Raw genomic sequence first — 25,826 nt, 5'->3', positions numbered from 1 at the left:
GTCAGATAATTCCCCCATTAATAGGCACTTTGTACGACATATAGAAACTTTTATTTCAACATCCTCCCACGAAAATTTATACCAATTCTCCAAAATAAAACTACACATGGACAGCAGGGAGAGAATTATCTGTAGCCAGGATTTAGAAAAATGGTATTACAGCCCCATGGCAGAGCGAGTGGCAAAAGTGATGATTCCCATTCCAATCAATATGATGCCTATTGCCATACCAACCTGTTTACTCCCAGCCAAGCCACGATCTAATTGAGGATTTTGTTTCTGAGCTAATTGTTTGGTATTATTCTTAATTCCAAAACCTGAAATAAGCATCAACGGTAATGAAATAATCGTTCCTAGAACTTCAATTGCTAAAAGTACTGGAGGCATAGCATCAGGAGATACGGGAAATAAATGTCCTAAATCTAGGACATACACTAGAAAGTAGGATAGACCTGATATGAAAGATGCCACAAAAGCCCCACGATACCCCTGCCAAACAAAATAGATTAGTAGTAAGCTAGCCAAACTTAGAGTAGTTAGAAAAGTATTAAAACTTCCTAAAATCCAAGGGTTAATATGAGCAAAGCTACGGGTTTCAATAAGTCCTCCTGGAATCAAAGTTGTCAATAAGCCAGAAGATAAAGTTAGGAAAGCAATAACTCCATATCTAATAAAATTTGTAGCTTGGAAAAATTTACTCAATGTAGTCATGTGGGTTACCTCAAGAGTGAATTTTAACGAATTAATAAATGTAAACAACTGAGCGTGAACTAGCGGATTTCATTAGGTTGATAGGGGGTTTCATTAAGTAAATGGCTTACTAGAAGTTTCAGGAAAAACAAAGGTAGAAACCAATCTAATCCAGGGGTTGGGTCAAACAGATATAGATTGCCCAATAGTGCCAAGCTATAAAGTCCCAGTGCTAGGGAGCGTTGCAAATAAAGAGGAATTCTCAAAATCAAGATCGATGAACCAATCAGATAGCTAGACACAATCCAGAAGAAACTCCAATCTGAGTTGCGAAATAATAGTGCTACCAGGAAAATATGAACAAGATGAATGCTGACAAAGACTAAGTGATTCTGCCAAGTTTGTTCCCTTCGATGAAACCAGCGTTTGGCAGAAGAAGTAGCATTAGTGAGAATTCCTCCTATTAGATCAAATCCCAGAAGAGAAATTAATCCTAATTGCCCAAGAGTCCAATCTAAGGGTAGGTTTTGGGCATAAATCGGCGCAACCATCGCAAAAATTGCGGGAGGAATAAACTGTATTAGTAATTCGGCGGTAGTTGCTTTTGGTCCTGCGATCCGATCTAACAAACCTGGCAAACCAGGACGAGGTAATAAATAATTCTTACTGATCGACATTATTGCCCTCACCTCATAACAGTTGTTATGTAATTTAAGATAACAACTGTTATGATAAGTTGTCAAGATAAGTATAAATTTATCTTTTTTGTTTTCTTATGCCCCAACTAGATCGACGCATTGAAGTTTCAGAAGCAGCTTGGAAAGTTATTGTCCGAGAAGGTTTAGACCGTACTAGTATCAGAGCGATCGCTAGAGAATTGGATTGTACGACGGGAGTGGTGACTCATTACTTTCGAGACAAACAAGAATTAATTTTATATGCCCTTGATCGAGTCACAGAAAAACTCAAACAGGCAATGCAGGAAGTAGCCGAGCGACCTGTCAGCGTTGATAGACTAGTAGAGATGCTCTGTGCGTTTTTGCCTCTAGATAATAAAAGGCAAGAAATACTTAAAGTTTGGATAGCATTTCTCGGATATGCAGTGGGTAGAGAGTCGTTAATGCTCGAACACCAAACTAGTGCGGGGCAACTGCGTGAGATAATTATACGGGAATTAGAGGCATTGCAGTCAGCGAAAATAATTCGTCAAGGTATAGATACGGGTGTTGAAGCCAATACCCTCTTAGCTCTGGTAAATGGTATTGCTTTAGACTCTCTAATTCAAAAAAAATGTCTCAATTCCAAGCAACAAAAGATGGTAATTCAACGCTACTTTAACGGAATTACCATTTAGTCTGTTCTTTCATCAACTTCAAAAAAATGGGCGAACCATGCGTTATTACTTATTACTTATTACTTATTACTTAATTCTTAGGCTATATCTCCCATTGCTAACCCTGCTAAATAACCTGTAGTCCAAGCACTTTGGAAGTTAAAACCACCAGTAATACCGTCAATATCTAATATTTCGCCCGCAAAATGAACTCTGGGAATCACTCGGCTTTCCATAGTTTTAAAGTTTATTTGTTTGAGACTGACTCCACCACAGGTGACAAATTCGTCTTTAAACACTCCTTTCCCGTGGATTAAATATTCCCCTTGGGAAAGTTCTGTGATTAATTTATTTAATGTACTTTTAGATACTTCTGCCCATCGAGTATCTGTATCAATAGCTGCCCGTTCAAGGATATATTGCCAGAGGCGATGGGGTAAATTGACACCACGGTGTAGAGCGATCGCTCGTTTTCCTGATGTGTTTTTCACTGTTAACAACTGCTGTCTGAGCTGTTCTTGATTGAATTCTGGTAGCCAGTTAATTGTTAAAGTGGCTTGATAATTACTATCATGTAAAATTCTTGCACCCCAAGCGGATAATTTCAGCACTGCTGGGCCACTTACACCCCAATGGGTAATGAGTAAGGGCCCAATTTGTTCTAGTGGTGTTATTCCTGATACCGATAAACGTAAATGCGCCGAATTAAGACTGACACCTGCTAATTTCCTCAGCTTGGGTTCGGGGATATTAAAGGTAAATAAAGAAGGAACCGGGGGCTGAAGGAGATGACCTAGGTCTTGGGCAATTTTATAACCTATGGGATTACTTCCTGTGGCTAATAGTAAGCGATCGCATTCCAGGACTTCTGCTGACTTGAGAATAACGGCAAAATTTGAGTCTGTGGGTTTGACTTGCACAACAGGTGTGCCAATCCGCACATCTACACCCGCAACCCTGGCTGTTTCCATCAGACAATCGGCAATGGTTTGGGAATTATCAGTCACAGGAAACATCCGTCCATCAGCCTCAGTTTTTAACTTGACTCCCCGTTGTTTAAACCAGGCAATGGTATCTTTGGCTTGAAAGCGAGTGAAAGCGCCTCGTAATGCTTTTCCACCCCGAGGATAATTTAGAGCTAACAAAGCTGGTTCAAAGCAAGCATGGGTGACATTGCAACGTCCACCCCCAGAAATTAATACCTTGGCTAGGGGTTTGCGACTGGCTTCGAGTAAAGTAACCTGGACATGGGGATTAATTTCAGCAGCTGCGATCGCCGCAAAAAAACCAGCAGCACCGCCCCCAATTACAATAATTTTCCGAGTTTGCAAAGACGATATTTTCCCTAATCACTATAAATTCAAATTTATACCATCTAGATTAACGATTTTTCTGTCATTTGCTTACCTTATATTAACCCAAGTTGTTAATTACTCTTGTGAGCGATCGCCTGAATTAATGATAAAGATACGCCCAAAATTTGATAACCTGCAACTTGGGTTATGTTATTATTCTACAGGCTCAAAGTCTTCTTTCATTACCCCACAAACAGGACATACCCAATCATCTGGTAATTCTCCAAATGGCGTTCCTGGTGGTATGTCTGAGTCCAGATCGCCAACTTCAGGAAGGTATTCATAGCCGCAGGTTTGGCAAACATAATTTTCCATTTTGGTTTCCCCTATTTTTGCCTACTGTGTATAAATATTAGAAGCTTTGGGGGATATATTTCTAGATATGTACTTGGAGCATTGACAAAAATTAATGATGGATGGTGATGAAGTGAGGGAGTGGAGGAGTGGAGGAGTGAAAGAGTGAAAGAGTGAAGTACTTTAAACTATCAACCATCAACTACCAACTACCAACTAACAGCTGTTCAAAACCGCCACCAAGTTCGTTGTATATAGCTGAGAAATCCAAAAGCGATCGCAACTAAAAATAATATGGCTATAATTCCACCGGGAATAAAAGTGAGAATTTGTAAACCTCGCAGAATATAAACTGCAATGGCTACTCCCAGGAATATACCAAAACCCTGAGTTAATTTGCGATTGAATTTAGATTGACTCACTTAAATTCTCCTCCACACTATTTTCAATTTGACTGGAAGTCCCTACGGGTATAGGTTCCTAAGCAATTTTCAATCATGATTGGTATTCACCCCGATAAACACTTCAACAAAAATTGACATTATTATCGTTAAAAAAATAACATAACTTGGCAATATCTTTACAAAATTACTGTCAATATAGTCAATAATAGCCACAGACTTTAATATTTATAACAAAGCTGATGTGTTTTACTGGAACTAAAATTATTAAGTTGATATCAATTTCAATTGCATCTGGTTTGTGTTGAGTAATTATTACTATTGGTGTTGAGGAAGAACTGAAATTATGATATCAACTATCTCAGACTCACTTCCTAGAGGTTTAGAAATGCTTCGGAGTCAAGAAAAACAGAATCTATTAATTCAGGGTGAAATATTCATCCAAACAAGTTCACACACTGCTTGGGGTGGTGCTGTAACTGCTTGTATGTATCTACCATTGCTGCGTTCTCAAGTATGGCAACAACTCACAGACTATCCTCGTTGGGTACAATATTTCCCCGACTTAACACGAAGTGAAATTATGCACAAAGGTGAGGTGAAGCGTATTTATCAAGCAGCACAAAAAGCATTTTTATTTTTCACAGCTCAAGTAGAAATTTATCTGAATGTAGTAGAAGTAATAGGTAAACAGATTCAATTCAACCTAGAAAGAGGTAGTTTCAAGGACTTTAACTCCAACTTAGAACTGCAAGATTATGGTCAGGGAACTATTTTAACTTATACAGTAAAAGCCACTCCAGAAATTCCTGTACCATCAATTTTAATTCAACAAGCCATGAACTTTGACTTACCCACAAATATGCGTAAAATGCGACAGGTGATTTGTAAAAGTAAGTAAAATTCATGTCGCGGGCAAGAGAAATTTTAGATTTTTGGTTTGGTAAATCAGATCAACCAGGTTACGGTAAACCGAGGAAAATATGGTTCAGCAAAGAAGCAGAATTTGACAAAGAAATCCGTACCTGGTTTTTCTCAGATTATCAGCAAGCAGCATTCGGATATTTGGATAATTGGGCCGAATTACCACAAAACTGTCTCGCACTGATTCTACTTTTAGATCAATTTCCTCGAAATATGTTTCGTGGTACTCCTGATGCTTTTGCGACTGATTGGCAAGCATTATCTGTAGCACAACAAGCAATTGCCAAAGGCTACGATAAAAAGTTTTTACCAGTGCAACGCTGGTTTTTTTATTTACCCTTTGAACACAGTGAAAATATAGAGCACCAGCACACATCAGTAGAGTTATTTAGACAACTCACAAATTGTGATGATAGTTCTAGTGTTATTGATTATGCTATCCGTCACCGGCAAGTCATTGAACGTTTTGGACGTTTCCCCCATCGCAATGAAATTTTAGGTAGATTGTCTACCCCAGAAGAGCAGGAATTCTTACAAGGGTCTGGCTCATCTTTTTAAATCGCTATGAACAAATATAGGTATTACGCACCAGTTCATACCAAGAGAGAAAAATGATTACGACAGATGGAAAGAAAGAAAAGCTTATGTAGTAAATCTTTCACAATTCTGGACAGTGTTTCATGGGGGAAACCGGTCTACAACGCTGGCTCCTCAAGACCACAGTGTCCTCAAAATCTAAAATCTAAAATCTAAAATGGTATAAGGCGAAAATCCTAAAATAATCGTCAATGGTGGCGAGAAATACTGCAAGGTCTAATTTGATTCCATACAACCCAGCCTTGAGTACCATTATCCAATTTGACTTTGACAAAATCACCCTGCACTTGCATGAACAAAACTATATCCCCCTTAGTTAGTTCTTGAAAAGTACTGGAATTTCTTTGGGGATTGACATGCAAATCGGCTGATTCTCGACCACGAGTAGGTGCAACCTCACGACATAATTGAGATTTTTGGGAGATGAAATTCCGTTCTGGTTTAGTGGCGACTATATTTTCCGTTTTAAATAAAAGTAAACCAGCAATAGTAGTCAGGAAACCTACTACCCCTACCCCAATCATTAAGACTAATTTGTTGTTCAACGAAACTGTGGGGGCTATAGTCGGTGGTACTACTGGTATGGATTTGGGTGCCAATTCCTGAACTGGTTGAGCTCGGGAAGCAGGTTGTTGCCACCTCATGGTTTTGAGGGTTGGTTTTTGGGGTACAATCTCGTAGTCTGGGACACAATCCATAGGTGTGTAACCAGCAGGGTAATCCTTACAAGTGATATCACTAACGGTAAATACCTGGTGTCCCAAACGAAGACTGCTACCAGTTGTCAAAGGCATTTCACCAGCTAAAAGTAATTGTCCATCCAAAATGGGAGGATTTTGTTGGCGCAAATTCCGCAGGTAAAAATTTTGCTTTTGGGGATGGAAAAAAATTTCTACGTGTAAGCCAGATATAGTAGGTTCTAGAAGAACTATATCGCACTGTTCTGGGTCTCTACCAATACGGATTCTACCAGGGTTTTTACTATGCTGGTGTTCCAAAATTTTCCGCATTTTGATTTCCTCATCCTGTACCCACTCTAAGGTGAGTTCATGGAGGGAAATTGTCTCTAAGCTCGGCTGGAGAATTGGTAAACCTACTGCTGAAGTTTGTACCAATTCCTCCAATGCATATAATGTTTCCGTTGCTGTTTGATAGCGATCCTTGAAATGGTAGCGCGTCATCTTAGTGAGAATACTAGCTAGTTCTGAACTCACAAAGGCTAAATGCTGCCATACAATTTCCCCTGTGTGGGGATCATCTTGGAGTTTATGGGGATGAATACCTGTTAGTGCTTGAATTGCCATCATCCCCAAAGCATAAATATCACTGCTGGGACGGGGTACCTTGCGGATATGTTCGGAGGGCATATAGCCTGGGGTTCCCACCGCAATGGTAATATTATTATGACTGGAAGCGATCGCATTTTGTGCGTTTCCCCTTGAAAGCATTGCCAAACGATTCCCTAAAGGCATTACTCTTTGGTTGGTTTCCCTGGAAGTCGTTGCAGCTTGGCTACGTACTTGTTTGATTGCCCCAAAGTCAATGAGAAATAATTTATGATCTAAGGCGTTTCTAATCAGATTATCAGGTTTAATATCCCGATGAATTACCCCTTGAGAATGAACGAATTCTAATATTTTTAATACCTCTATGAGCATCTGGATAACTTGGCTTTCTGTCCATTTTTTCCCTGGAGGTAATTCTTTACCCAGAGGATGCCCATAGATAAATTCTTGTACTAAGTAAAATTCCTGCTTTTCTTCAAAGTAAGCCAACAGTCTGGGTATTTGCTCATGATTACCTAACTGTTGTAAAGTTTCTGCTTCTTTGCGAAATAATCGTCTGGCTGCTTCTAAAACCTTGGGGTCGGTACTAGTAGGTTTGAGATGTTTGAGTACACACTTAGGCTTGCCGGGGAGGTGGATATCTTCCACAATGTAGGTTTGCCCAAAACCTCCCTCACCCAAAACTTTAAGGACTTTATAATGTCCTGCTAGTAACTGACCAATCATATGTTGATGGTGATATATAAAAAATTACTTTTACACTTCCCCATATAGCCTTATTAATCCCTGATAAATATAAATATTTTCTGGTATTTTGGGATGACAAAATAAATGTGATGACATCTTAAGACCATATGCAAAAGGAGCTTGTTTGTCAAAAAAAATAGTAATAAAATTGCCCTGGTAATACATAAATAACAAATCACATAATTTTATGTTGCCAGTTTGGCATATTTTAAAAACCCTTATTTTTATCATTATTTAATAATATAAATATGGTTAAGTAATACACAAATATTTTAAAAAAATAGTGTATGGTACCATGCAATTAGCTGAGGATATGATTAAATTCTGAAACATATAATATCAATTGACAATGATGTTGCATAGAATCTATAAAGGATATAACTATTAAATCTGGAAGAATCGTTGCGAAATTCACTTGATTCCCCTATTAATATGGTCAAATCATATAAGTAGTACAATGCTTGAATTGGATGAATCGTCTAGGTTACAAGACCTATAAGGCTGTAAGGCTTAATTAAATTTTCGAGTCGAAAATGAGTGAACACTGAGCTGTTAGTGTACAGTTTTCCTTTTTTGGAACGATGACCCCTAGGCGACGTTATATTTACGCCTCCTACCAGAACAAAAATCTCCCCATTCAAAAAGAAAAGGGAGATTACTGTTTAAAAATGGCTCTAAGAGAGCAGCTCAGATTATGATCCCAGCGATTTTAGGATCAACTAGTAACGCGGCGAAGGCTTGCAAAAAAGGAAGCAAACGCCTTACGAACACTCGAATTTTTTGGCAAAGCAATGTTAATGAATGTTTACCACCGCTAGCATCTAGATTACCTCTCCTGCACATCGCTTCATCCTCGAGATTAGGTTAACGGCAAAGTTTTCCTTTCATTTGGGATGAAACCAAGAAGCTAGAAATTTAAGAACTGAGACGGCCTTCCACCTATAGTATTACTTAATAATAGGGTTCTCAGTCCGCCATCTTAAATTTCATTACTCAGAGAAGGGCTAACCCTTAATATTAAGGGCTGAGTTGGTGTATATTATCATACATTACTTGCTTCCAAAATATCAAACACCCCATTGGGTTTATTGGTTTTCCAGCTTTATTTCATTTAGACCATACCTTCGGTGAGCTTCCCTGACATAAATATTGTCGAACCTAGTATCGTCATTTCAGTTATCAGTTACCCCATCGATAACTCGAGGGGCTTGAAATAAGGAAAATACTTTTTCTTTTCCACAGATAAATCCGGAGACTTGTATCCTTTTCTTTTTCGGTCAGTCATGCTGCATCGAAAATTTGTTGAGCAGTTAAGTCTAGTTGAGGGAAAGTAGGAGAAACAATTCGGCTATTGCCTTGAAACTGATTCATCCTGTATTCACCGTTAACAAGTTCGCACACAAAGATAGTTGGTTGTTTTGGGTCGCCAAGAAATTTTATTCCTCCCTTAGCTGCGTAATCAGCAATCCAGTATTCAGGGATACCCATTTCCTCATAGTCAGCAAATTTTTTGTAATAATCATCACGCCAGTTGGTACTTACAACTTCAACTACCAATGGAACCGATGGGGCTTGGGTAACTGTTGATTGTCTTTTCCATAACAGTTCATTGTTTAAGTTGTCCAGGTTTAATAACAAGACATCAGGTGAATAAGCTTTGGAATTTACGTCAGGTTTAACCAATGCAGTTTTAGGTATGGTATAGGGTAGGTTGAGTCGGTCAAACTCCACAGTTAGCTTACGTGCTAAAAATCCCACAACTTTTTCATGGTCACCTGTTGGTGGCGGCATCTCGACAATCACCCCATCATGTAATTCGTAGTTTACTCCTGTGTTAGGATACCAATCAATAAATTCTTCAAAAGTTACTAGTTTTGGTAGTGCCTGTGTCATGTTGCACCTTTCTGTTTTTTGATTTTGGGTTTAAGTCTCTTCTACCTCCATCCATCCAAACTCACATAAAACTTAATGATGATGTTTGGATTCTGGGTCAATTCTATCTAACTGAATTGGTTTTTTATCCGTTATTCTATTGACAATCTCTACAACATCCATACCAGTAGTTTGACGTAATTGCTCAATAAAAGATGCCATTTTGGTAGCATTACTACCATCTTGAGCATCAACCATAGTTATATTTTTGACATTAACTTCAGGAATACTAGAAGACATTGCCTTCAACAATATATCTAACTTTTGTAAAAGAAAGATTTCCCTAGCACTAGCACCAGCAGCTTGCCAAGATTCTGCCAAACTCTTTGTTCCTTCTACTTGTGCTTTACCATCTTCAATAATAGTAGCGGCATTACCTTTAGCTTTAGCGATCGCTCTTTCACATTCAGCCTCAGCAGGAGCCACCACATCTGCTACTAGCTGTTGTTCCACTTGTTTGATCCGTTCTTTTTGCACAGCAACTTCTGCTTGAGTCTTAGCAATTTTTGCTCCAACTTCTGATTCTGCTTCCGCTACCATCGCCACTCGTTTGGTAAGTGCATCTCTCACCCTTCTTTCTGCATCAGCCTTAGAAACCTCTAAATCTCGTTCAATCCGTCGTAATGCTACCAGTTTATTATTTTCCGATTCACGAATTATTGATTTTGCCTTAGCATGAGCTTCTGCAATCCGAGCATCCCGCAACATATCGGCTTGTTGTTTGCGCCCAATAGAATCTAAATATTGGACATCATCAGAGATATTTTGGATTTGTAAACTATCTAAAACTAAACCTAGTTTTTCTAAGTCATCTTCTGCTTCATCCAAAAGACTTTTGGCAAAAGCAATTTTATCTTCATTTACCTGTTCCGGTGTTAAAGAAGCTAACACACCCCGAAGATTCCCTTCCAGTGTTTCCTTAGCTAATTGTTCAATTTGTTTTCGGCTTTTACCTAACAGACGCTCAATAGCATTGTGAATTGTCGGTTCTTCCCCAGCAATTTTAATATTTGCCACCCCATCCACTTTCAGAGGAATACCGCCTTTGGAATAAGCATTTGATACTTTCAAATCGATAATCATATTGCTTAAATCCATGCGGAAGGTGCGTTCTAATAGGGGTGTCTGGATACTGCTGCCACCTTTAACTAGACGATAGCCAACGCTACGACCATCTGAAGATTGACTTCTACTACCGGCAAAAATTAGTACTTCGCTAGGCTGACAAATATGGTAAAAATTGCGGATTACCCAATAACCAGCCGCCGAACCAAAGCCAAAAACACCTAATAATAAACCAATTATTTCCATTTTATTTATTCGTGATTAATTATGATTTATTTACGATAGCCAGAGGGAAGGAGTGAAAGGAGTGTGGGAAGTGTGGGAAGTGTGGGGAGCAGGGAGCAGGGAGCAGGGGGACAAAGAGAAGAAATTCTGATAGTTAACCACCAACCACCAACCACCAACCACCAACCACCAACCACCAACCACCAACCATCAACCAACAACTAACAACTACCAACTACCAACTACCAACTATCAACTATCAACTATCAACTATCAACTATCAACTCATTTACTTCCAGTAAGTGTACCCACAACATCAATCCCTAGGGTTTTATTAATACTTTCTAGATACTCAGATAAAATTTCTGGATACACTTTGACTAAACTTGCTAGGGACTTACCATCACCGTTATCCACCACAGTAATTTCGTCTAAAGATAATCTACTGGGAATCTTCACTGCATCTTGTAAAATCGTTTCGATTTGCTGAATTAAGAACAATTGGGAAGCATCTTTCCCAGTTTCTTGCCAAACCTGTGTCAACATCTCGTTCACTAAAGCTGCGGCTTTGGCATTTTCTGCTAGGTTAGCCGCTTCCCCTCTTGCTTGGAGTTCTTGAGCCTGTTGTGATGCTTTAGCAGGTAGTACTTCATCTGCTTCCAAGCGCAAACGCTCTAATTCTGCCCGCAGTGCTTGCAATTTTTGTTCAAACTTAGCTCGATTTTCATTCGCAGTAGCGATGGTAATTTCTTCTTCGGAACGAGCCTGTTGTTCTAATTTGGCTTTCAGTTCTCGCAGTTCATTTTCTTTTTCTAAGATGTCAATTTTATTCTGAGTTTTAGCTACCTCTGCTTGTTGTTCGCATTCCGCTTCTATTCTTTGAGCTTCCCCCAAAGCATCAGATTCAGCAATTTCTGCATCTTGAACAATGATGGCAATTCGTTTACGTCCAATGGAACTGAGATATTCCACATCATCGGACACACTTTGGATTTTTAGGGTATCGAGTTGTAAACCCAATTTCATTAAATCTCGACTTACATCTGAGGTGATGCGCTCAGCAAATTGCAGGCGATCCTCATTTACTTGTTCTGGAGTTAAGGTTGCAACTACCCCCCGTAAATTCCCTTCCAATGTTTCCCTAGCTACACGGGCAATTTCCCGGCGATCGCTGTTCAAAAAGCGTTCAATCGCATTACCTACAATATTGCGATCGCTGGAAACTTTCACATTCGCGATCGCTTGAATATTTAATGGGGTTCCTCCCTTAGAATAGGCATTACTTACCTCCACTGGTACAGGCATGGTAGTTACATCCATGCGCTTAATTGTTTCTATAATGGGAATCCGAATAGCCCTTCCTCCGGCTAATACTCGGTATCCTACCTCTTGCCCATCCTTAGTCTTCCACTTCCGCCCGGATATGACTAGGACTTCGTTGGGTTTACAGATACACAAAAAAGACTGAACAAACCATACTAAGACAATAGCCCCAAATATCCCCAAAGCAATGGGAATACTAGCACCAATTAGTCCTCCCACCTGTTGCTTGTGTATGGATGTAATTGGATTACTTGGCTGGACTTTCGCCAATTTGATGGTAGATAGATTGTGCGTAACAAAAAGTTCTGACATCAGTATTTATACTTCTAACTCGTCTTATTTATAACTTGTTTTTTACAGGGGATGTTCCAAGATAATCGTCCTAGGGCGATGGCAAAGTCAGGAAGAGGCAGGGGAGCAGGGAGCAGGGAGCAGGGGGACAAGGAGAAGAAATTTTGATAGTTAACCGTCAACCATCAACCATCAACCATCAACCATCAACTACCAACCACCAACTAACAACTAACAACTATCAACCATCACTCCCTCACTCCTTCACTCTTTTTTCAAAGAATGCTCACTGACAACCCATACCTGATTTCCCCGAGCATCAACAATGAATACTCGCTCTCCAGCTTGAAAGCCTTGAATATTATCAGTTTTGGCAATAAAATCCACGGTAGAACTTTGGATTTTGACCCTGACCTTTCCTTTACTGGTAGAGTCGAAAGGTATTTCTACCATGGCAAAAAGACCGATTGCATTGTGAGCAGAAATCATACTATCTACCCGTTGGCTACGACGTTTTACCACAATCAACAACACAATTGCAGCACCGCATAACATACCAACAACAATGGCTATGAAAATAAGCAAAATAATTTGAGCATTCATCTTTTTTTATACGGTATAGCAGAAGGCAGGAGGCAGGAGGAAAAAGCTTGCTATATCTGGATTTTAGCTTCTCAATCTGTCCTAACCTTAAAGCGTAGTACTACGTTGTAAATTTTGACCAATTTCAGTTTTTCTACTTGTGAGTTATAAATGACATCATGCCTGAAAATGGTTTTATTTTATGAACTATACGAACCTCTAAAAATATCAGGATTTACACAGGAAAAACGTCAATACAGCCATTGCAACCCAAGGAAGCAATCCCAAATACATGAATTATCGTCACGGCTGGGTAATTCCTAAATATATACAGTTTCCATTTTAAAGACATCAATCCTGAATGTCAGATTTACGTATAACTTATTAATTGTCTTTATAAAAATTTACCTTTTGCGGCTTTGCTGCCACAAGGATAGTTACTTCTTGTAATAGTTCTTCTTGTTCCTGCTTTAGTTCTGTTAATCGCTGGGAAATTTCCGCTAGTCTTTTTTGTTTGTCGGTAGCAATAATGGAAGAATCAGTAGGCTCTAATGTGGGTAAGCTATCTGTTTTTGCTGTTTGGTTGACATTGTAGATGATCAACCGACTAACTTTAGTAATTAATAGCCAAATCAATTGTAAAACAGCTAATAGCAGCTTCAACGGTATTTGGATAATTGACCAACTAGCTGTTTCAATTAAACGAATAATAGCTTTAATAATACTGGCTAAAATAGCAATAACAAATACCAGTAAGATCAAACTAATGATAGGGTGATGAACTGACCAATCCAAGAAGTGCAATAACCGGAAAATCCCTGGGTTGTCTTGTAGCCAACTATTCATAGAATAAGCGATCGCATTTTGCATAGCTATTGATTATGTATAGAAAAGCACTTTAATTAAAATTTATCCATCAGCTATCTTGAGAAAGAATGCTAGGAATATCTACCTAATCTCAAAAATGCAAGTACTTATCATATTATTGATTACAGTGCTGATTGTAACTTGGATTTTAATCAGTCCTATTTTAACTAAACAGCACCACAAATGGATTAAACATATTCCTTTTCCCCCTCTGTGGAATACAATTATTGAAAATAATCTGCCTATTTATCCTCGTCTTTCCCCTTCCGAGCGCCGCAGACTCCAGGGACACATTCAGGTATTTTTAAAAGAAAAACAATTTATCGGTTGTCAAGGTTTACAGGTAACAGAAGAAATCAAAGTAATTGTTGCTGCTATTGCTTGTTTATTGTTACTCAATGAAAGGGGTAAATATTTTCCTAGGTTGCGGTTAATTTTAGTTTATCCGAGTACTTATTTTGTGAATGAAACTATTGCCACCAGTAATTATGTAGTGGAAGAAAAGCGCACTGCCAGACTAGGAGAATCCTGGAGTAAGGATCAACTTGTTTTGTCTTGGGAACAGGTAAAACAAGATACTCTCAATTGGCAAGATGGCCATAATGTAGTTTTGCATGAATTTGCCCATCAATTAGACCAGGAAGATGGTAAAGCTGAGGGAGTTCCTATTTTAAAAAGTAAGTCAGATTATCAAATTTGGGCAGAGGTAATGACAGCAGAATATCAACAACTTTGTCATGATATTGAACGGAAAAAAAAGATAGTCATGGATCGTTATGGTGCAACAAATCCGGCAGAATTTTTTGCGGTGGCTACAGAGACTTTTTTTGAAAAACCACAACAGTTGTTGAAAAGGCACCAGAATTTGTATGAATTATTGCAAGGTTATTATCAGGTGGAACCGATGAAATGGTTGTAATTAGTGTTTTTTTACTTCTAAACCCGCACTTCGTGTTGCTCGCTTTACAAAGGGGAGGCTTTAGACCCATTATTTTCGGTAAACGTGAGGCTGCATATTGGGCATATGTCCCTGCATTTGCAAAAAATATGCAAAATATTTTTCAGAAACAGAGCAGATATTCTCTTTCACGTAGCATAATAGAAGAGTGGCTTATCTATCCAACCATTTACAAGCTTTAGAGGAAGGTCACTGGTTCAAGCTAATTTGCGGAGCCAGTTTGCAACATCTGCCTGCTGTGAGGAACCTAACATTAGCCTACACATTGGCAGGTGCTGACTGTATTGATGTGGCTGCGGATCCGGCAGTTATTACCGCAGCACAATCAGCTTTGCAAGTAGCCAAAGATTTTGTGGAATTAGCCCAAGAAAAAGGTTTCAATCCTGAGAAAACATCCCCATTATTGATGGTAAGTCTCAATGATGGCGAAGATCCCCATTTTCGCAAAGCAGAATTCGATTCCACTCAATGCCCTCCAGAATGTATTAGACCATGTGAGAATATTTGTCCAGCACAAGCAATAGTATTTAATAATAATCAATTAGAAGATTTTTCTGGAGTCATATCACAAAAATGTTATGGCTGTGGTCGTTGCCTCCCAGCCTGTCCTTATGAGATAATTTATACATCATCTTATGTCTCAACACCGGGAGCGATCGCACCATTGATCTTGTCATCAGGGGTAGATGCAATAGAAATTCATACTCAAATTGGGCGTTTAGAAGGGTTTAAACGACTATGGAGCGCTATTTTGCCGTGGGTAGATAAATTGAAGTTATTGGCAATTAGCTGTCCTGATGGAGATGGTGTGATTGAATACATGAAATCTTTGTATGCAGCGATCGCGCCTTTACCATGCCCCTTGATTTGGCAAACTGATGGTCGTCCCATGAGTGGAGATATTGGTAAAGGAACCACTTTGACAACCGTGAAATTTGGGCAAAAAGTTTTGACAGCCAAGTTGCCGGGATATGTGCAATTAGCCGGAGGAACCAACAGTTACACCGTTGCCAAGCTCAAGGCAATGGGACTATTAAATGATTTCAGATTGCCAGTTTTAGATGTTGGATTAGAAAAATCCCCATCCAACTCACCCTGTATCCCCCCAAGGGGAGAAATCTCAAATCATCAATCCAAAATTGCTGGAGTTGCTTACGGTAGCTACGCCCGAGTACTGCTGTCATCAGTTCTAGAACAGCTAGAAGTAAAGGAGGTGAATCAAGCCAATGTACCAGTTAATGTCCGTCTAGAAACAGAACCAGACTTACTCTGGCAAGCTGTTTCCCTTGCCCATTCTCTTGTTTCCCAACTCAAGTTACAACAACAGTACCCTTAATTCTAAGAGTACTGCGGATACTTATCTTACCGAGGTAAGTAATATTTCTCCCCATCGCTAAAAACGTCACCATAGAAAGCATGACGATTACAGACGATCTCCAAAAGTTGTTAGACATTTTGCCCCAAGACCTGAGGCAGATATTAGAGAAGCATCCCCAACGAGATACTTTAGTAGAAGTGGTGTTAGATTTGGGTCGTCGTCCAGAGGCTCGTTTCCCCAATCTGACTGAGTATCTCAGTGAAATACCTGTTACCCAAGCACAGATAGATGATTGTATATCAAGAGTGGGAACCTTTGGTGGAGATAATCGAGCCGGAATAGAGCAAACATTGCACCGGATCAGTGCCATTCGCAACCGTACCGGCAAAATTATTGGTTTAACCTGTCGCATTGGTAAGGCTGTTTTTGGCACCATTGGCATGATCCGCGATTTAGTAGAAACTGGACAATCAATTCTCATGCTTGGTCGTCCGGGGGTGGGTAAAACCACTGCTCTGCGGGAAATAGCTAGGGTGTTAGCAGATGATTTAAATAAGCGAGTGGTGATTATTGACACCTCCAATGAAATTGCTGGAGATGGCGATGTTCCCCATTCAGCTATTGGTAAAGCTCGCAGGATGCAAGTAGCTCATCCAGAGCAACAGCACCAAGTTATGATTGAGGCTGTGGAAAACCATATGCCAGAAGTTATTGTCATTGATGAAATTGGTACAGAGTTGGAAGCCTTGGCTGCTCGCACCATTGCTGAAAGAGGAGTTCAGTTGGTGGGGACGGCTCACGGTAATCAGATTGAAAACCTGATCAAAAACCCCACTCTCTGCGATTTAGTTGGTGGTATTCAAGCTGTAACTCTGGGAGATGATGAAGCCAGAAGACGGGGTAGTCAGAAAACTGTTCTCGAAAGGAAAGCACCCCCTACCTTTGAAATTGCTGTGGAAATGACCGAACGGCAAAAATGGGTAGTCCATGAAAGTGTTGCCGACACCGTAGATAATTTATTACGGGGACGTATACCTAGTCCTCAAATTAGGACTGTAGATGAAAATGGTAAAGTAAAGATTGTTCGCCAATTAACTGCCATTAATGGTCGCGGACAAAAGCCCAAAGAGCCAGAATCTATGTTTGCGGAAAAGCAAGTCAATGGCTGGCGGTCATCTGGACAAATGCAAGCATTACCACCATTGGAACTGCACAGAGAGCAAGGTACTAGCAAGAATGAATTTGATCGCTTACTAGATCAATCTTTAAACTATAGTAGTGGTTTTGATTTTGACGAAGCCAGACAATCGGGCCCCAATGGTGAAGACTTACCATTGCATGTATATCCCTATGGTGTTAGTCGTCATCAATTAGAACAAATCGTTCAAGTATTAAATCTACCGGTGGTTTTAACAAAAGACCTAGATAGCTCTGATGCTATTTTAGCTCTGCGATCGCATGTCAAAAATCACGCCAAATTGCGCCACATGGCTAAAGCCCGCCATCTACCGATCCAGATGATAAAATCTAGCACAATTCCTCAAATTACTAGGGGACTGCGGCGCATATTACATATTGACGAGCCAGCAGTTGGTGATGAGAAGGAGCTACAACTTTTTTTACACAGTGGCAGTGATGATGAGATGGATGCCTTGGAAGAAGCAAGACTTGCTGTAGAGCAAATTGTCATCCCTAAAGGTCAGCCCGTAGAATTACTGCCTCGCTCTTCCCAAGTGCGTAAAATGCAACATGAATTAGTAGAGCATTATCGTTTAAAATCCAATAGCTTTGGGGAAGAGCCAAATCGACGTTTGCGGATTTATCCCGCCTGATTTCAGTTAGCAGTCAACTATTGAAGAAGGCAGAAGGCAGAAGGAGTGCAATATGGTGGGGCTTATAATTCACCACCAATTGCAAGCCACCAAATCAAAGATTATGGTGGGGGACTTAGGGTTTTTCTGGAAATAATTTTACCAATGACAAGGGCGCAAGCCTTGCGCCCCTAAGGTGAATTTATAATCGTCTGGTAATTTTAATTCTGGAAATCTCCTAGACCCTTGCTCCCTTCAATTCGCCAAAATTTCTGGGCTATTGCCAGAAAATCAACCTTCTGATTTCATTGAAAATTCGTGAAAAATTGGGCAAAATCATTCCACGATTCAGCAATGCCATATTTTCAAGTCGTATATTCAGCATTAATCTTCACGTAGTCGTAACTTAAATCGCAACCCCAGGCTATACCTGAACCATGACCATTACCAATATTGACTAAGATTAACACCGTATCTTCCTTTAAATACGCACCCTCTGATGCTTGTTTGAGATACATACTCGCAGCAGGACGATCAAATTGTAACGGCTGACCGTTTTCCATTAACAAAAAATCTCCTAACTGGATGCGGAGATTTTCCTGTTCAAATTGTACCCCTGCCCTACCCGCAGCAGCAGCAATACGTCCCCAGTTGGGATCCCTACCAAAAATAGCAGACTTTACCAAAGAAGAACCAACAATGGTTTTAGCAACTTGACGAGCCGACTTTTCATCCTGGGCTCCTGTTACCTGTACTTCTATTAAACAAGTCGCACCTTCACCATCACGAGCGATCGCTTTTGCTAAATGCTGGCATACTGCTGTGAGCATTGCTTCTAATTTGTCTGCATCCTGTCCCTTTTCAGTAATGGCATGGGTGCGGGATTGACCATTTGCCAAAGCTATTAAACAGTCATTGGTGCTGGTATCTCCGTCAACGGTAATGGCATTAAAGCTTCTGTCAGCAGCCCGACTTAACATTTCTTGCCAAAGATGGGGAGAAATTGCCGCATCGGTAGTCACAAATGCCAGCATAGTTGCCATATTGGGGTGAATCATTCCCGAACCTTTGGCAATTCCTCCAATCCGCACCGGGCGATCGCCTATAGTAGTTTCTAAAGCAATGGATTTTGTGACTAAATCTGTAGTCACGATTGCCTGGGCTGCGGCATCAGAAGCTGATGGTGATAATTCTGCTACCAGTTGAGGAATACCCCTAGCCATAGCTGTCATTTTTATCCTTTGCCCAATTACCCCCGTAGAAGCCAAAAGAATTGATTTTGGAGAAATATTTAACTCACCTGCCAATAGCTGGGCACTTTCTACCGCATCTAATACCCCTTGTTCTCCTGTAGCTGCATTTGCTTGTCCAGCGTTACAAAGAATAGCACGAGCGCCATGCTTTGCTTGCAAGTTTTGCCGACAATAATCCACACAAGCAGCCCTCACCTGGCTAGTAGTAAACACACCAGCAGCGATCGCTTCTACATCAGAAATTATTAGTGCCAAATCGGGTAAACCAGAAGGTTTTAATCCAGCCTTAATTCCTGCTGCCTGATACCCTTTGGGTGCTGTCACTCCACCGGTAATTTCTTGCCATTGCGCCATGATTATTTCCCCACAACCATTAGTTGCTTGCCAGGGGATTATATCAAGGTTTTGCCCTCAATATTCCCAGGAGTTATTTTTCTGTTGGTCTGCTCCTAGTTGCTATAGCCATTTCATAAACTGGCATTCACTCAGTAACAACAGGTGGTTGTGAATATATATAGTGGTTAAAAAAAAATAGAGAGCCACTTGGGCAGCTCTCCAGATCATCAGGGTGCATCTACATAGCATACTATATCAGCTTAGGGATAAAGGGTCAAACCCCTTTTTTATTTTTTACTCACCAAAATATCTGTAAATGAGAAATAGATGGAATTTTTTTTCTAGAGTTGATTTTAAGTTTGCCCACAAGCACTGTACAAAGTAGTTATTTTCCCCTTAAGCCTTGACTCTGTTTAAGGGCACCATATCATTAAGATTGGGTAATAATGGAAGAAACAAGTCACACCTTCTACGCTTTTTTACTTTTGATTTGAAAATGGGGAGTTGGGAGTGAGAAAGAGGTATTTTTATCCTTGGTGTTGAAATTGTTTCATCAGAACTGCTTTTCAATGTGTCGTTTCTTTCTATAAAATTTCAGGTCAAAAATCTATGAAAACTGTATTTTTACCACTTACCAGTTTTGCCGTTGCAGCTGGAATTAGTCTTGTTTCCTTGTTGACACCCCAACCAAGCGTAGCTCAATTGAACCAGGTAGATAACCAACCGGGAGGCTTTGACTCCCAGAATTTAAACGATCCTTGTGCTGCTATTGGTCAAAATTTCAATGCATTTAACCTAATTCACTGCGCCAGGCTTAGACGAAGAAGCTGGGATAGTTATCAAAGCCAAGGGACGATTGATTCAGCTGCGGCAGAATATAGAAAAAAACAGCAAGAAAGATTCCGTAAACAACAAGCACAAAATAATTCTGCTAAACCTGGTTTACCAATAATTCTCGTACCTAATTCCAGTACTAGCGATCGCACAAAATAATCAAATTTACTGCTAAATTATGATTTCTCTCAACGCACCATATTTAACAGTGCGTTATTTTTTTGCCAAATGCAGCATTACCAAAGCACGCTAGGACATTTTTGAGGCACCAAACCTATGAACAGTAAACTTATTACTTAGGGTCTGCTGAATAACTGAAAAATATTGATTTATCAATGCTTTGAGGCTATTTTATTGGGGAAGGGCGTGCAAGGAAATTAGGATTTTAGGTTTAAAATCCTTGCATCTGTTATTTTTGATGGCAAAAAGAATAGAAATAAAGAAGCTGGAACTACTCCCTACTCCCTACTTATTACTTGCGCGTAGCCCTATACCTAAACCTTGCTTCTGGGTTGGCGGATCAATCACAGATGTGTTTTGATGAACTGAAAGCCCTACTTGAAAATATCAACCAAATAATAAACTCTTCTCTACGTTTAAACCTCATTTTTTGGTAGGAAGGACAACTGATAACTGATAACTGATAACTGGTAACTGAAATGACAGTGCACATCTTTGGTATCCGCCATCATGGTCCCGGTTCATCTCGCAGTCTGCGCCGAGCTTTAGAAGAACTCCAACCAGATACTATTCTAGTTGAGGGACCACCGGATGCAGAAGCTGTGTTGCCATTGTTAACGTCACCAGCAATGAAGCCACCAGTGGCATTACTAATTTATATTCCCAGTAAACCTCATCATTGTGTGTACTATCCTTTTGCTATTTTCTCTCCAGAATGGCAAGCATTGGATTATGGTCTAACCCATAATATCCCGGTGCGGTTTATGGATTTACCTCAAACCCATCGGTTAGCATTTGCATCCCAAAATGAAACACAACCGGATACTGATGAGGGATTTGAGGATACACCACAAATAGATCCCCTACTTGCTCTAGCAGAAGTTGCTGGTTATAGCGACACTGAACGGTGGTGGGAGCATTTAGTAGAACAGCGCGGCGATAGTGTGGATTTATTCACTGCGATTTTGTCAGCCATGACAGCTGTACGTGAAGAAATTCCCCCACGGAAAAATCCCATTGAAGCACAAAGGGAAGCATATATGCGGCAAACCATTCGTAGTGCCCAGAAGGCAGGTGCATCAAAAATCGCTGTGGTTTGTGGTGCTTGGCATGCTCCAGCTTTGCAAGATATGCCTCCAGCTAAAGAAGATATAGCTTTATTGAAGGGACTGCCAAAAACGAAAGTAGAGGCGACTTGGATACCGTGGAATTACAGTAGACTTTCGTATAAAAGTGGATATGGCGCAGGGGTAGAATCTCCTGGTTGGTATCACCACCTGTGGTCAACCCAATGTCGGGATAATCGTCACTCCATGATTAGTATTGGCTGGATGACCAGGGTCGCACATTTATTACGAGAGCAGGACTTAGAGGCTTCTTCCGCCCATGTGATTGAAGCGGTAAGATTGGCAGAATCTCTAGCAGCTTTGCGCGATCGCCCTTTGCCTGGTTTGCTGGAATTAAATGAAGCTACCCAAACGGTAATGTGCTTTGGTCGGGATTTACCAATGGAGCTCATCCATGACAAACTGATTGTGGGGGAACGTTTGGGTCAAGTACCCCCAGATACGCCAATGTTGCCCTTACAACAAGATTTTTTTCGCCAACAAAAGCGGTTACGAATGACAGCAGATGGGACGGAAAAGATCCTAGATTTGGATTTACGGAAGAAAAACGATTTAGAGCGATCACATTTACTACATCGCCTGCATATTTTAGATGTTCCTTGGGGACAACTCCAACAAACAGGAGGGAAAAAAGGCACTTTTCATGAACTATGGCGATTGCAATGGCAGCCAGAATTAGCAGTCAGTCTAATTGAAGCAGGGATTTGGGGAAATCGAGTAGAAGATGCAGCCATCCACAAGGCTTGCGATTTATCAAATCAATCTCCAGAGTTACCTACCCTCACCACCCTGCTAAATCAAGTAATTTTGTCCGATTTACCCGATGCTGTGGCATATGTCATGTCTAATTTGGAAAATGCCGCAGCATTAGCTCAGGATGTGACTCATTTAATGGCAGCATTACCACCCATAGCCAATGTCATGCGTTATGGTAATGTTCGGCAAACAGATACGGCAATGGTAAGCCATGTAGTTAATGGGTTGGTGACACGTATTTGTATTGGATTACCCAGTGCTTGTGGTTCCTTAGATGACAATGCCGCAGGGGTAATGTATGAAAATATGATGAAGGTAAATGGTGCGATCGCTTTGTTGTCAAACCAAGAACATTTACGACTGTGGCAGCAGGTATTAACCCAAATTGCCAATAATCGCACCATACATAACCTACTTATTGGTCGCTGCTGTCGCTTATTACTGGATGCAGGTATTTTTGACATTGAAGAAACCGCACAACGCATGGGATTTGCCCTTTCCACTGCTAGTGAGCCATCCCAAGCAGCTGCTTGGATTGAAGGATTTTTAAAAGGTAGTGGTTTATTACTTCTACATGATGAAATTCTCTGGCAAGTGCTGGATGATTGGGTGATTGGATTATCTGCAGATTCCTTTATCACTTTATTACCCTTGTTACGACGTACCTTTGCCACCTTTTCCTCACCAGAAAAACGACAAATGGGAGAAAAAGTCAAGCAAGGAAATCGCGATCGCGTTAAATCTCATACTGTGGAGGGTAGTGAGTTTAATCAAGAGAATGCTGCGGTTGTTTTACCCACAATTACTCAGCTATTAGGAATTTGACTCCTTTGTGTTTCCATGTGCTATAGTTATTTTCAGTAACCACGAATCCCGGATATTTTTTAATATCTGATTTTGGATTCCTTTGAGACTAAGACCGCTTAGGCAACAAGGAGGTGATGCCCATGATTGAAGGTAGTATATCTATGGGTCATCAGGTTACAGTTAGCCGGCTGTGTGCCGGGGCTGTTCTCTAAGAGTACGCATTAGTCTTCTTGTAAGACGAAAGTTGACTCAAGTTACTAGGCAAGCTTGGAGATCCTTCCGGCAGTCTGGTTGTAACCTGAAGACCCACTACACCGCTCTTACATAGATCATCCGATCTAATGTAAGAGCGGATAGTTTTATCTGGATAAGTCTAAATAAATTAATTCCGAATTCTGAGAGTGAATCAGCAAAATTTATCCTAATTTAGGTCTGATCACAATTTTATTTTTTTGACATATTTTTAAACTTCGTTATGTCTATTGGATAACGATAATTATATTGGTTATTAAATTTTTACAGAAAACGACAACAAAAATATAATATTGATATGGCTCAATTACTTACTGAAACCGAAATCAACCAAAAGGTCAGTGATTTGTCTGATTGGACTGTGGAGGGTCGCATGCTAATTTGTAACCGCCTATTCGCAGATTTTGTTGAAGCAATAGATTTTGTGAATAGACTGGTTGCACCCGCAGAGTCCGCAGGACATCATCCAGACATAGAAATTTCTTATAATAAAGTTAAAATCCAATTAACAACCCACGATGCGGGGGGATTAACTCAGAAAGATTTTGACCTAGCTCAAGTAATTTCTGCGATCTAGTGACCAAACAGTAATCGGTATCAAGCCTCCAAATTCTATTTGGGGAAAAGTAAAAAATTTTTCCCCTACCCAAGCCCCTCGATTTATCGATGGGGAAACTGATAACTGATAACTGATAACTGAAATTGCTTACCTGGAGAGAACAGTATGTATTAATTTCTGGGGAACATCTACCCTGATGCTGCTTTCTATGTAGGAATATTCAGCTAGACTGTCTTGATAAATCACACACATAAGCAGAACAGCTATTGGCTATTTTGCCACTACATGTGTGCCAGTTATCAAGGTGAACTCCCTGTATATTTTTTGCAGTCGAGTTAATTTAATATTTCATAATCTTTCATTATGAAAGTCAACAACCTGCATAGAATATTCCCATAAAAAATTAACCTAAATTCATAATGATTGCTTACTTAAACACTAACATTATGATTAGGTTAAATATGCCTCACTCACAAATGTAAACACTCAAACTGACGGTTTGGGGGTTAAGTGCAACAAAAAGTACTACGAGGTGCGAGGAGAGCACAGAAATGATGTCAAAAATACTATTCAAGTCTTTGGTAGTTAGCCCGTCTGTATTGGGTGCGACACTGCTATTCTCAACGGCAGCATTTGCCGTTCCCAATGCTAGCGCCAAACAATCCCATACTTCTGTTGCTACTACTTCCGTATCAGTAGAGGAAGTAGCTCAAAAGCCACAACTGTTGGCACAGAAACAAAAAAATGATGCCAACATATTACAAAACGTAAAGAACTATAGTAACGAAGGGCAGAGTACTTCTGTATCCCAAGTAACTTCAGTTTCTCAATTCTCAGATGTCCAGCCTACAGACTGGGCGTTTCAAGCATTACAATCCTTGGTAGAGCGTTATGGTTGTATTGCAGGTTATCCCAATGGGACTTATAGAGGAAACCGAGCATTAACTCGTTATGAATTTGCCGCAGGTTTAAACGCTTGTTTGGATCGGGTGAATGAGTTAATTGCTACTGCTACAGCAGACTTGGTCACAAAAGAAGACTTAGCTACCTTACAAAGGTTACAAGAAGAATTTTCTGCGGAATTAGCTACCTTGAGGGGACGGGTAGATTCCTTAGAAGCTAGAACTGCTGAGTTGGAAGCCAACCAGTTTTCTACCACCACTAAATTGAAAGGTGAAGCTGTATTTGCCATCACCGATGCCTTTGGTGACAATACAGGCGATAGCAATAACACAGTCTTTCAAAACCGTGTGCGTCTGAATTTAAACACCAGCTTCACCGGACAAGACAAATTGATAACTCGTCTGACTGCTGGTAACGCGAGCAACCGTTTTGATTTTCGTGATGATAACGATGAATCCATAGGCACTGCTGAAGGTCTACAAACCTTCAACCTTGTTGGAAACAGCAATCAAGTAAAATTAGACCGATTGACTTATGAGTTTCCCTTTGGTCCTGTAGGTGTTTATGTCGCTGCAACTGGTGGTAGACACAGTCAGTATGCTGCTGTCAACAACCCCTACTTCTTCGCTGGTACTGACGGTGCTCAAGGCGCTCTGTCTACCTTTGCTACCGAAGCTCCTATTTTCCGTATTGGTGGTGGAGCTGGTGCCGCAGTTAGCTTTAACTTTGGTGAAAACTCCGGTCTCTTAGGATTAAGACCCAGTTCCTTGAGAATTGGTTACCTGGCTTCAGAAGCAGATAATCCTAGTGATGGTCAAGA

Annotated in this window: 23 protein-coding genes; 11 read left to right on the top strand and 12 right to left on the bottom strand. The window is 40.3% G+C overall.

Annotated features, from left to right (window positions below; translation table 11 throughout):
- Positions 1-156: 156 nt before the first annotated feature.
- Complete coding sequence (locus CALSC_RS01960; RefSeq protein ID WP_200817533.1) at positions 157-759, bottom strand: hypothetical protein; 603 nt, start codon at positions 757-759, stop codon at positions 157-159.
- An 11-nt stretch (positions 760-770) separates the two neighbouring features.
- Complete coding sequence (locus CALSC_RS01955) at positions 771-1,367, bottom strand: hypothetical protein (RefSeq protein WP_088239746.1); 597 nt, start codon at positions 1,365-1,367, stop codon at positions 771-773.
- Between the two features lie 98 nt (positions 1,368-1,465).
- Here CALSC_RS01955 and CALSC_RS01950 point away from each other — a divergent pair, with 98 nt between their 5' ends.
- A complete protein-coding gene (locus CALSC_RS01950; RefSeq protein ID WP_088239745.1) occupies positions 1,466-2,044 on the top strand; it encodes a TetR/AcrR family transcriptional regulator in 579 nt (192 codons plus the stop codon).
- Between the two features lie 77 nt (positions 2,045-2,121).
- Here the strand turns inward: CALSC_RS01950 and CALSC_RS01945 are convergent, their stop codons facing one another.
- The 3 genes from CALSC_RS01945 to CALSC_RS01935 form a co-directional block, all read right to left on the bottom strand.
- Positions 2,122-3,354 (bottom strand): BaiN/RdsA family NAD(P)/FAD-dependent oxidoreductase, encoded by a 1,233-nt coding sequence (locus CALSC_RS01945; protein ID WP_088239744.1) that lies wholly within the window; start codon positions 3,352-3,354, stop codon positions 2,122-2,124.
- Positions 3,355-3,531: 177 nt separating this feature from the next.
- Entirely contained in the window at positions 3,532-3,693 is a 162-nt protein-coding gene (locus tag CALSC_RS01940) for a rubredoxin (protein ID WP_088239743.1), read from the bottom strand.
- A 206-nt stretch (positions 3,694-3,899) separates the two neighbouring features.
- Positions 3,900-4,094 (bottom strand): hypothetical protein, encoded by a 195-nt coding sequence (locus CALSC_RS01935; RefSeq protein ID WP_088239742.1) that lies wholly within the window; start codon positions 4,092-4,094, stop codon positions 3,900-3,902.
- 322 nt (positions 4,095-4,416) lie between these two features.
- Between CALSC_RS01935 and CALSC_RS01930 the strand changes: the two genes are divergently transcribed.
- On the top strand, positions 4,417-4,974 hold the full coding sequence (locus tag CALSC_RS01930) for an SRPBCC family protein (RefSeq protein WP_407641871.1): 558 nt from the start codon (positions 4,417-4,419) through the stop codon (positions 4,972-4,974).
- Positions 4,975-4,979: 5 nt separating this feature from the next.
- Entirely contained in the window at positions 4,980-5,555 is a 576-nt protein-coding gene (locus tag CALSC_RS01925; protein WP_088239741.1) for a DUF924 family protein, read from the top strand.
- A gap of 227 nt (positions 5,556-5,782) precedes the next feature.
- Here the strand turns inward: CALSC_RS01925 and CALSC_RS01920 are convergent, their stop codons facing one another.
- The 3 genes from CALSC_RS01920 to CALSC_RS01910 form a co-directional block, all read right to left on the bottom strand.
- A complete protein-coding gene (locus CALSC_RS01920) occupies positions 5,783-7,606 on the bottom strand; it encodes an FHA domain-containing serine/threonine-protein kinase (RefSeq protein WP_088239740.1) in 1,824 nt (607 codons plus the stop codon).
- A 1,302-nt stretch (positions 7,607-8,908) separates the two neighbouring features.
- Positions 8,909-9,520 carry a Uma2 family endonuclease gene (locus tag CALSC_RS01915; protein WP_088239739.1) on the bottom strand — a complete coding sequence of 204 codons (612 nt, stop codon included), beginning with the start codon at positions 9,518-9,520 and terminating at the stop codon, positions 8,909-8,911.
- A gap of 72 nt (positions 9,521-9,592) precedes the next feature.
- Positions 9,593-10,870, bottom strand: coding sequence for a flotillin family protein (locus CALSC_RS01910; protein ID WP_088239738.1), 1,278 nt, complete (start codon positions 10,868-10,870; stop codon positions 9,593-9,595).
- A gap of 63 nt (positions 10,871-10,933) precedes the next feature.
- On the opposite strand from CALSC_RS01910, the gene CALSC_RS26195 reads away from it, so the two are divergent.
- Positions 10,934-11,074 carry a hypothetical protein gene (locus CALSC_RS26195; RefSeq protein WP_159460549.1) on the top strand — a complete coding sequence of 47 codons (141 nt, stop codon included), beginning with the start codon at positions 10,934-10,936 and terminating at the stop codon, positions 11,072-11,074.
- Positions 11,075-11,134: 60 nt separating this feature from the next.
- Here CALSC_RS26195 and CALSC_RS01905 read toward each other — a convergent pair whose 3' ends face one another.
- The 3 genes from CALSC_RS01905 to CALSC_RS01895 all read right to left on the bottom strand — a co-directional run bounded on the left by CALSC_RS01905 (position 11,135) and on the right by CALSC_RS01895 (position 13,915).
- On the bottom strand, positions 11,135-12,484 hold the full coding sequence (locus CALSC_RS01905; protein WP_088239737.1) for a flotillin family protein: 1,350 nt from the start codon (positions 12,482-12,484) through the stop codon (positions 11,135-11,137).
- 243 nt (positions 12,485-12,727) lie between these two features.
- Entirely contained in the window at positions 12,728-13,066 is a 339-nt protein-coding gene (locus CALSC_RS01900) for an NfeD-like protein (RefSeq protein WP_088239736.1), read from the bottom strand.
- Between the two features lie 363 nt (positions 13,067-13,429).
- Positions 13,430-13,915 carry a hypothetical protein gene (locus CALSC_RS01895; protein WP_143288125.1) on the bottom strand — a complete coding sequence of 162 codons (486 nt, stop codon included), beginning with the start codon at positions 13,913-13,915 and terminating at the stop codon, positions 13,430-13,432.
- 94 nt (positions 13,916-14,009) lie between these two features.
- On the opposite strand from CALSC_RS01895, the gene CALSC_RS01890 reads away from it, so the two are divergent.
- From CALSC_RS01890 to CALSC_RS01875, 3 genes are all read left to right on the top strand, one after another.
- Entirely contained in the window at positions 14,010-14,831 is an 822-nt protein-coding gene (locus CALSC_RS01890) for a M90 family metallopeptidase (RefSeq protein ID WP_088239734.1), read from the top strand.
- A gap of 187 nt (positions 14,832-15,018) precedes the next feature.
- Complete coding sequence (gene ldpA, locus CALSC_RS01880) at positions 15,019-16,206, top strand: circadian clock protein LdpA (RefSeq protein ID WP_088239732.1); 1,188 nt, start codon at positions 15,019-15,021, stop codon at positions 16,204-16,206.
- An 80-nt stretch (positions 16,207-16,286) separates the two neighbouring features.
- Positions 16,287-18,020, top strand: a complete 1,734-nt coding sequence (locus CALSC_RS01875) for a R3H domain-containing nucleic acid-binding protein (protein ID WP_088239731.1) — start codon at positions 16,287-16,289, stop codon at positions 18,018-18,020.
- Between the two features lie 344 nt (positions 18,021-18,364).
- Here the strand turns inward: CALSC_RS01875 and argJ are convergent, their stop codons facing one another.
- A complete protein-coding gene (gene argJ, locus CALSC_RS01870) occupies positions 18,365-19,606 on the bottom strand; it encodes a bifunctional ornithine acetyltransferase/N-acetylglutamate synthase (RefSeq protein WP_088239730.1) in 1,242 nt (413 codons plus the stop codon).
- A 591-nt stretch (positions 19,607-20,197) separates the two neighbouring features.
- Between argJ and CALSC_RS01865 the strand changes: the two genes are divergently transcribed.
- The 4 genes from CALSC_RS01865 to CALSC_RS01850 form a co-directional block, all read left to right on the top strand.
- Entirely contained in the window at positions 20,198-20,581 is a 384-nt protein-coding gene (locus tag CALSC_RS01865; protein WP_088239729.1) for a hypothetical protein, read from the top strand.
- Positions 20,582-21,081: 500 nt separating this feature from the next.
- Positions 21,082-23,310, top strand: a complete 2,229-nt coding sequence (locus CALSC_RS01860; RefSeq protein ID WP_088239728.1) for a DUF5682 family protein — start codon at positions 21,082-21,084, stop codon at positions 23,308-23,310.
- Positions 23,311-23,842: 532 nt separating this feature from the next.
- Positions 23,843-24,121: a 4a-hydroxytetrahydrobiopterin dehydratase gene (locus CALSC_RS01855; RefSeq protein WP_088239727.1), complete on the top strand. Its 279-nt coding sequence runs from the start codon at positions 23,843-23,845 to the stop codon at positions 24,119-24,121.
- Between the two features lie 536 nt (positions 24,122-24,657).
- A partial coding sequence (locus tag CALSC_RS01850) for an iron uptake porin (RefSeq protein ID WP_143288124.1) occupies positions 24,658-25,826 on the top strand: 1,169 nt, incomplete at its 3' end.

The sequence above is a fragment of the Calothrix rhizosoleniae SC01 genome, from assembly GCF_900185595.1.
Taxonomy (GTDB): domain Bacteria; phylum Cyanobacteriota; class Cyanobacteriia; order Cyanobacteriales; family Nostocaceae; genus Calothrix_A; species Calothrix_A rhizosoleniae.
This window is presented reverse-complemented; position numbering and strand designations above follow the sequence as displayed.

Excerpts from the sequence above, each read along its gene's own strand:
- CALSC_RS01955 (WP_088239746.1), bottom strand. The coding sequence starts at position 1,367 with ATGTCGATCAGTAAGAATTATTTATTACCTCGTCCTGGTTTGCCAGGT.
- CALSC_RS01950 (WP_088239745.1), top strand. The coding sequence starts at position 1,466 with ATGCCCCAACTAGATCGACGCATTGAAGTTTCAGAAGCAGCTTGGAAA.
- CALSC_RS01940 (WP_088239743.1), bottom strand. The coding sequence starts at position 3,693 with ATGGAAAATTATGTTTGCCAAACCTGCGGCTATGAATACCTTCCTGAA.
- CALSC_RS01925 (WP_088239741.1), top strand. The coding sequence starts at position 4,980 with ATGTCGCGGGCAAGAGAAATTTTAGATTTTTGGTTTGGTAAATCAGAT.
- CALSC_RS01920 (WP_088239740.1), bottom strand. The coding sequence starts at position 7,606 with ATGATTGGTCAGTTACTAGCAGGACATTATAAAGTCCTTAAAGTTTTG.
- CALSC_RS01915 (WP_088239739.1), bottom strand. The coding sequence starts at position 9,520 with ATGACACAGGCACTACCAAAACTAGTAACTTTTGAAGAATTTATTGAT.
- CALSC_RS01910 (WP_088239738.1), bottom strand. The coding sequence starts at position 10,870 with ATGGAAATAATTGGTTTATTATTAGGTGTTTTTGGCTTTGGTTCGGCG.
- CALSC_RS01905 (WP_088239737.1), bottom strand. The coding sequence starts at position 12,484 with ATGTCAGAACTTTTTGTTACGCACAATCTATCTACCATCAAATTGGCG.
- CALSC_RS01900 (WP_088239736.1), bottom strand. The coding sequence starts at position 13,066 with ATGAATGCTCAAATTATTTTGCTTATTTTCATAGCCATTGTTGTTGGT.
- CALSC_RS01895 (WP_143288125.1), bottom strand. The coding sequence starts at position 13,915 with ATGCAAAATGCGATCGCTTATTCTATGAATAGTTGGCTACAAGACAAC.
- CALSC_RS01890 (WP_088239734.1), top strand. The coding sequence starts at position 14,010 with ATGCAAGTACTTATCATATTATTGATTACAGTGCTGATTGTAACTTGG.
- CALSC_RS01875 (WP_088239731.1), top strand. The coding sequence starts at position 16,287 with ATGACGATTACAGACGATCTCCAAAAGTTGTTAGACATTTTGCCCCAA.
- argJ (WP_088239730.1), bottom strand. The coding sequence starts at position 19,606 with ATGGCGCAATGGCAAGAAATTACCGGTGGAGTGACAGCACCCAAAGGG.
- CALSC_RS01865 (WP_088239729.1), top strand. The coding sequence starts at position 20,198 with ATGAAAACTGTATTTTTACCACTTACCAGTTTTGCCGTTGCAGCTGGA.
- CALSC_RS01860 (WP_088239728.1), top strand. The coding sequence starts at position 21,082 with ATGACAGTGCACATCTTTGGTATCCGCCATCATGGTCCCGGTTCATCT.
- CALSC_RS01855 (WP_088239727.1), top strand. The coding sequence starts at position 23,843 with ATGGCTCAATTACTTACTGAAACCGAAATCAACCAAAAGGTCAGTGAT.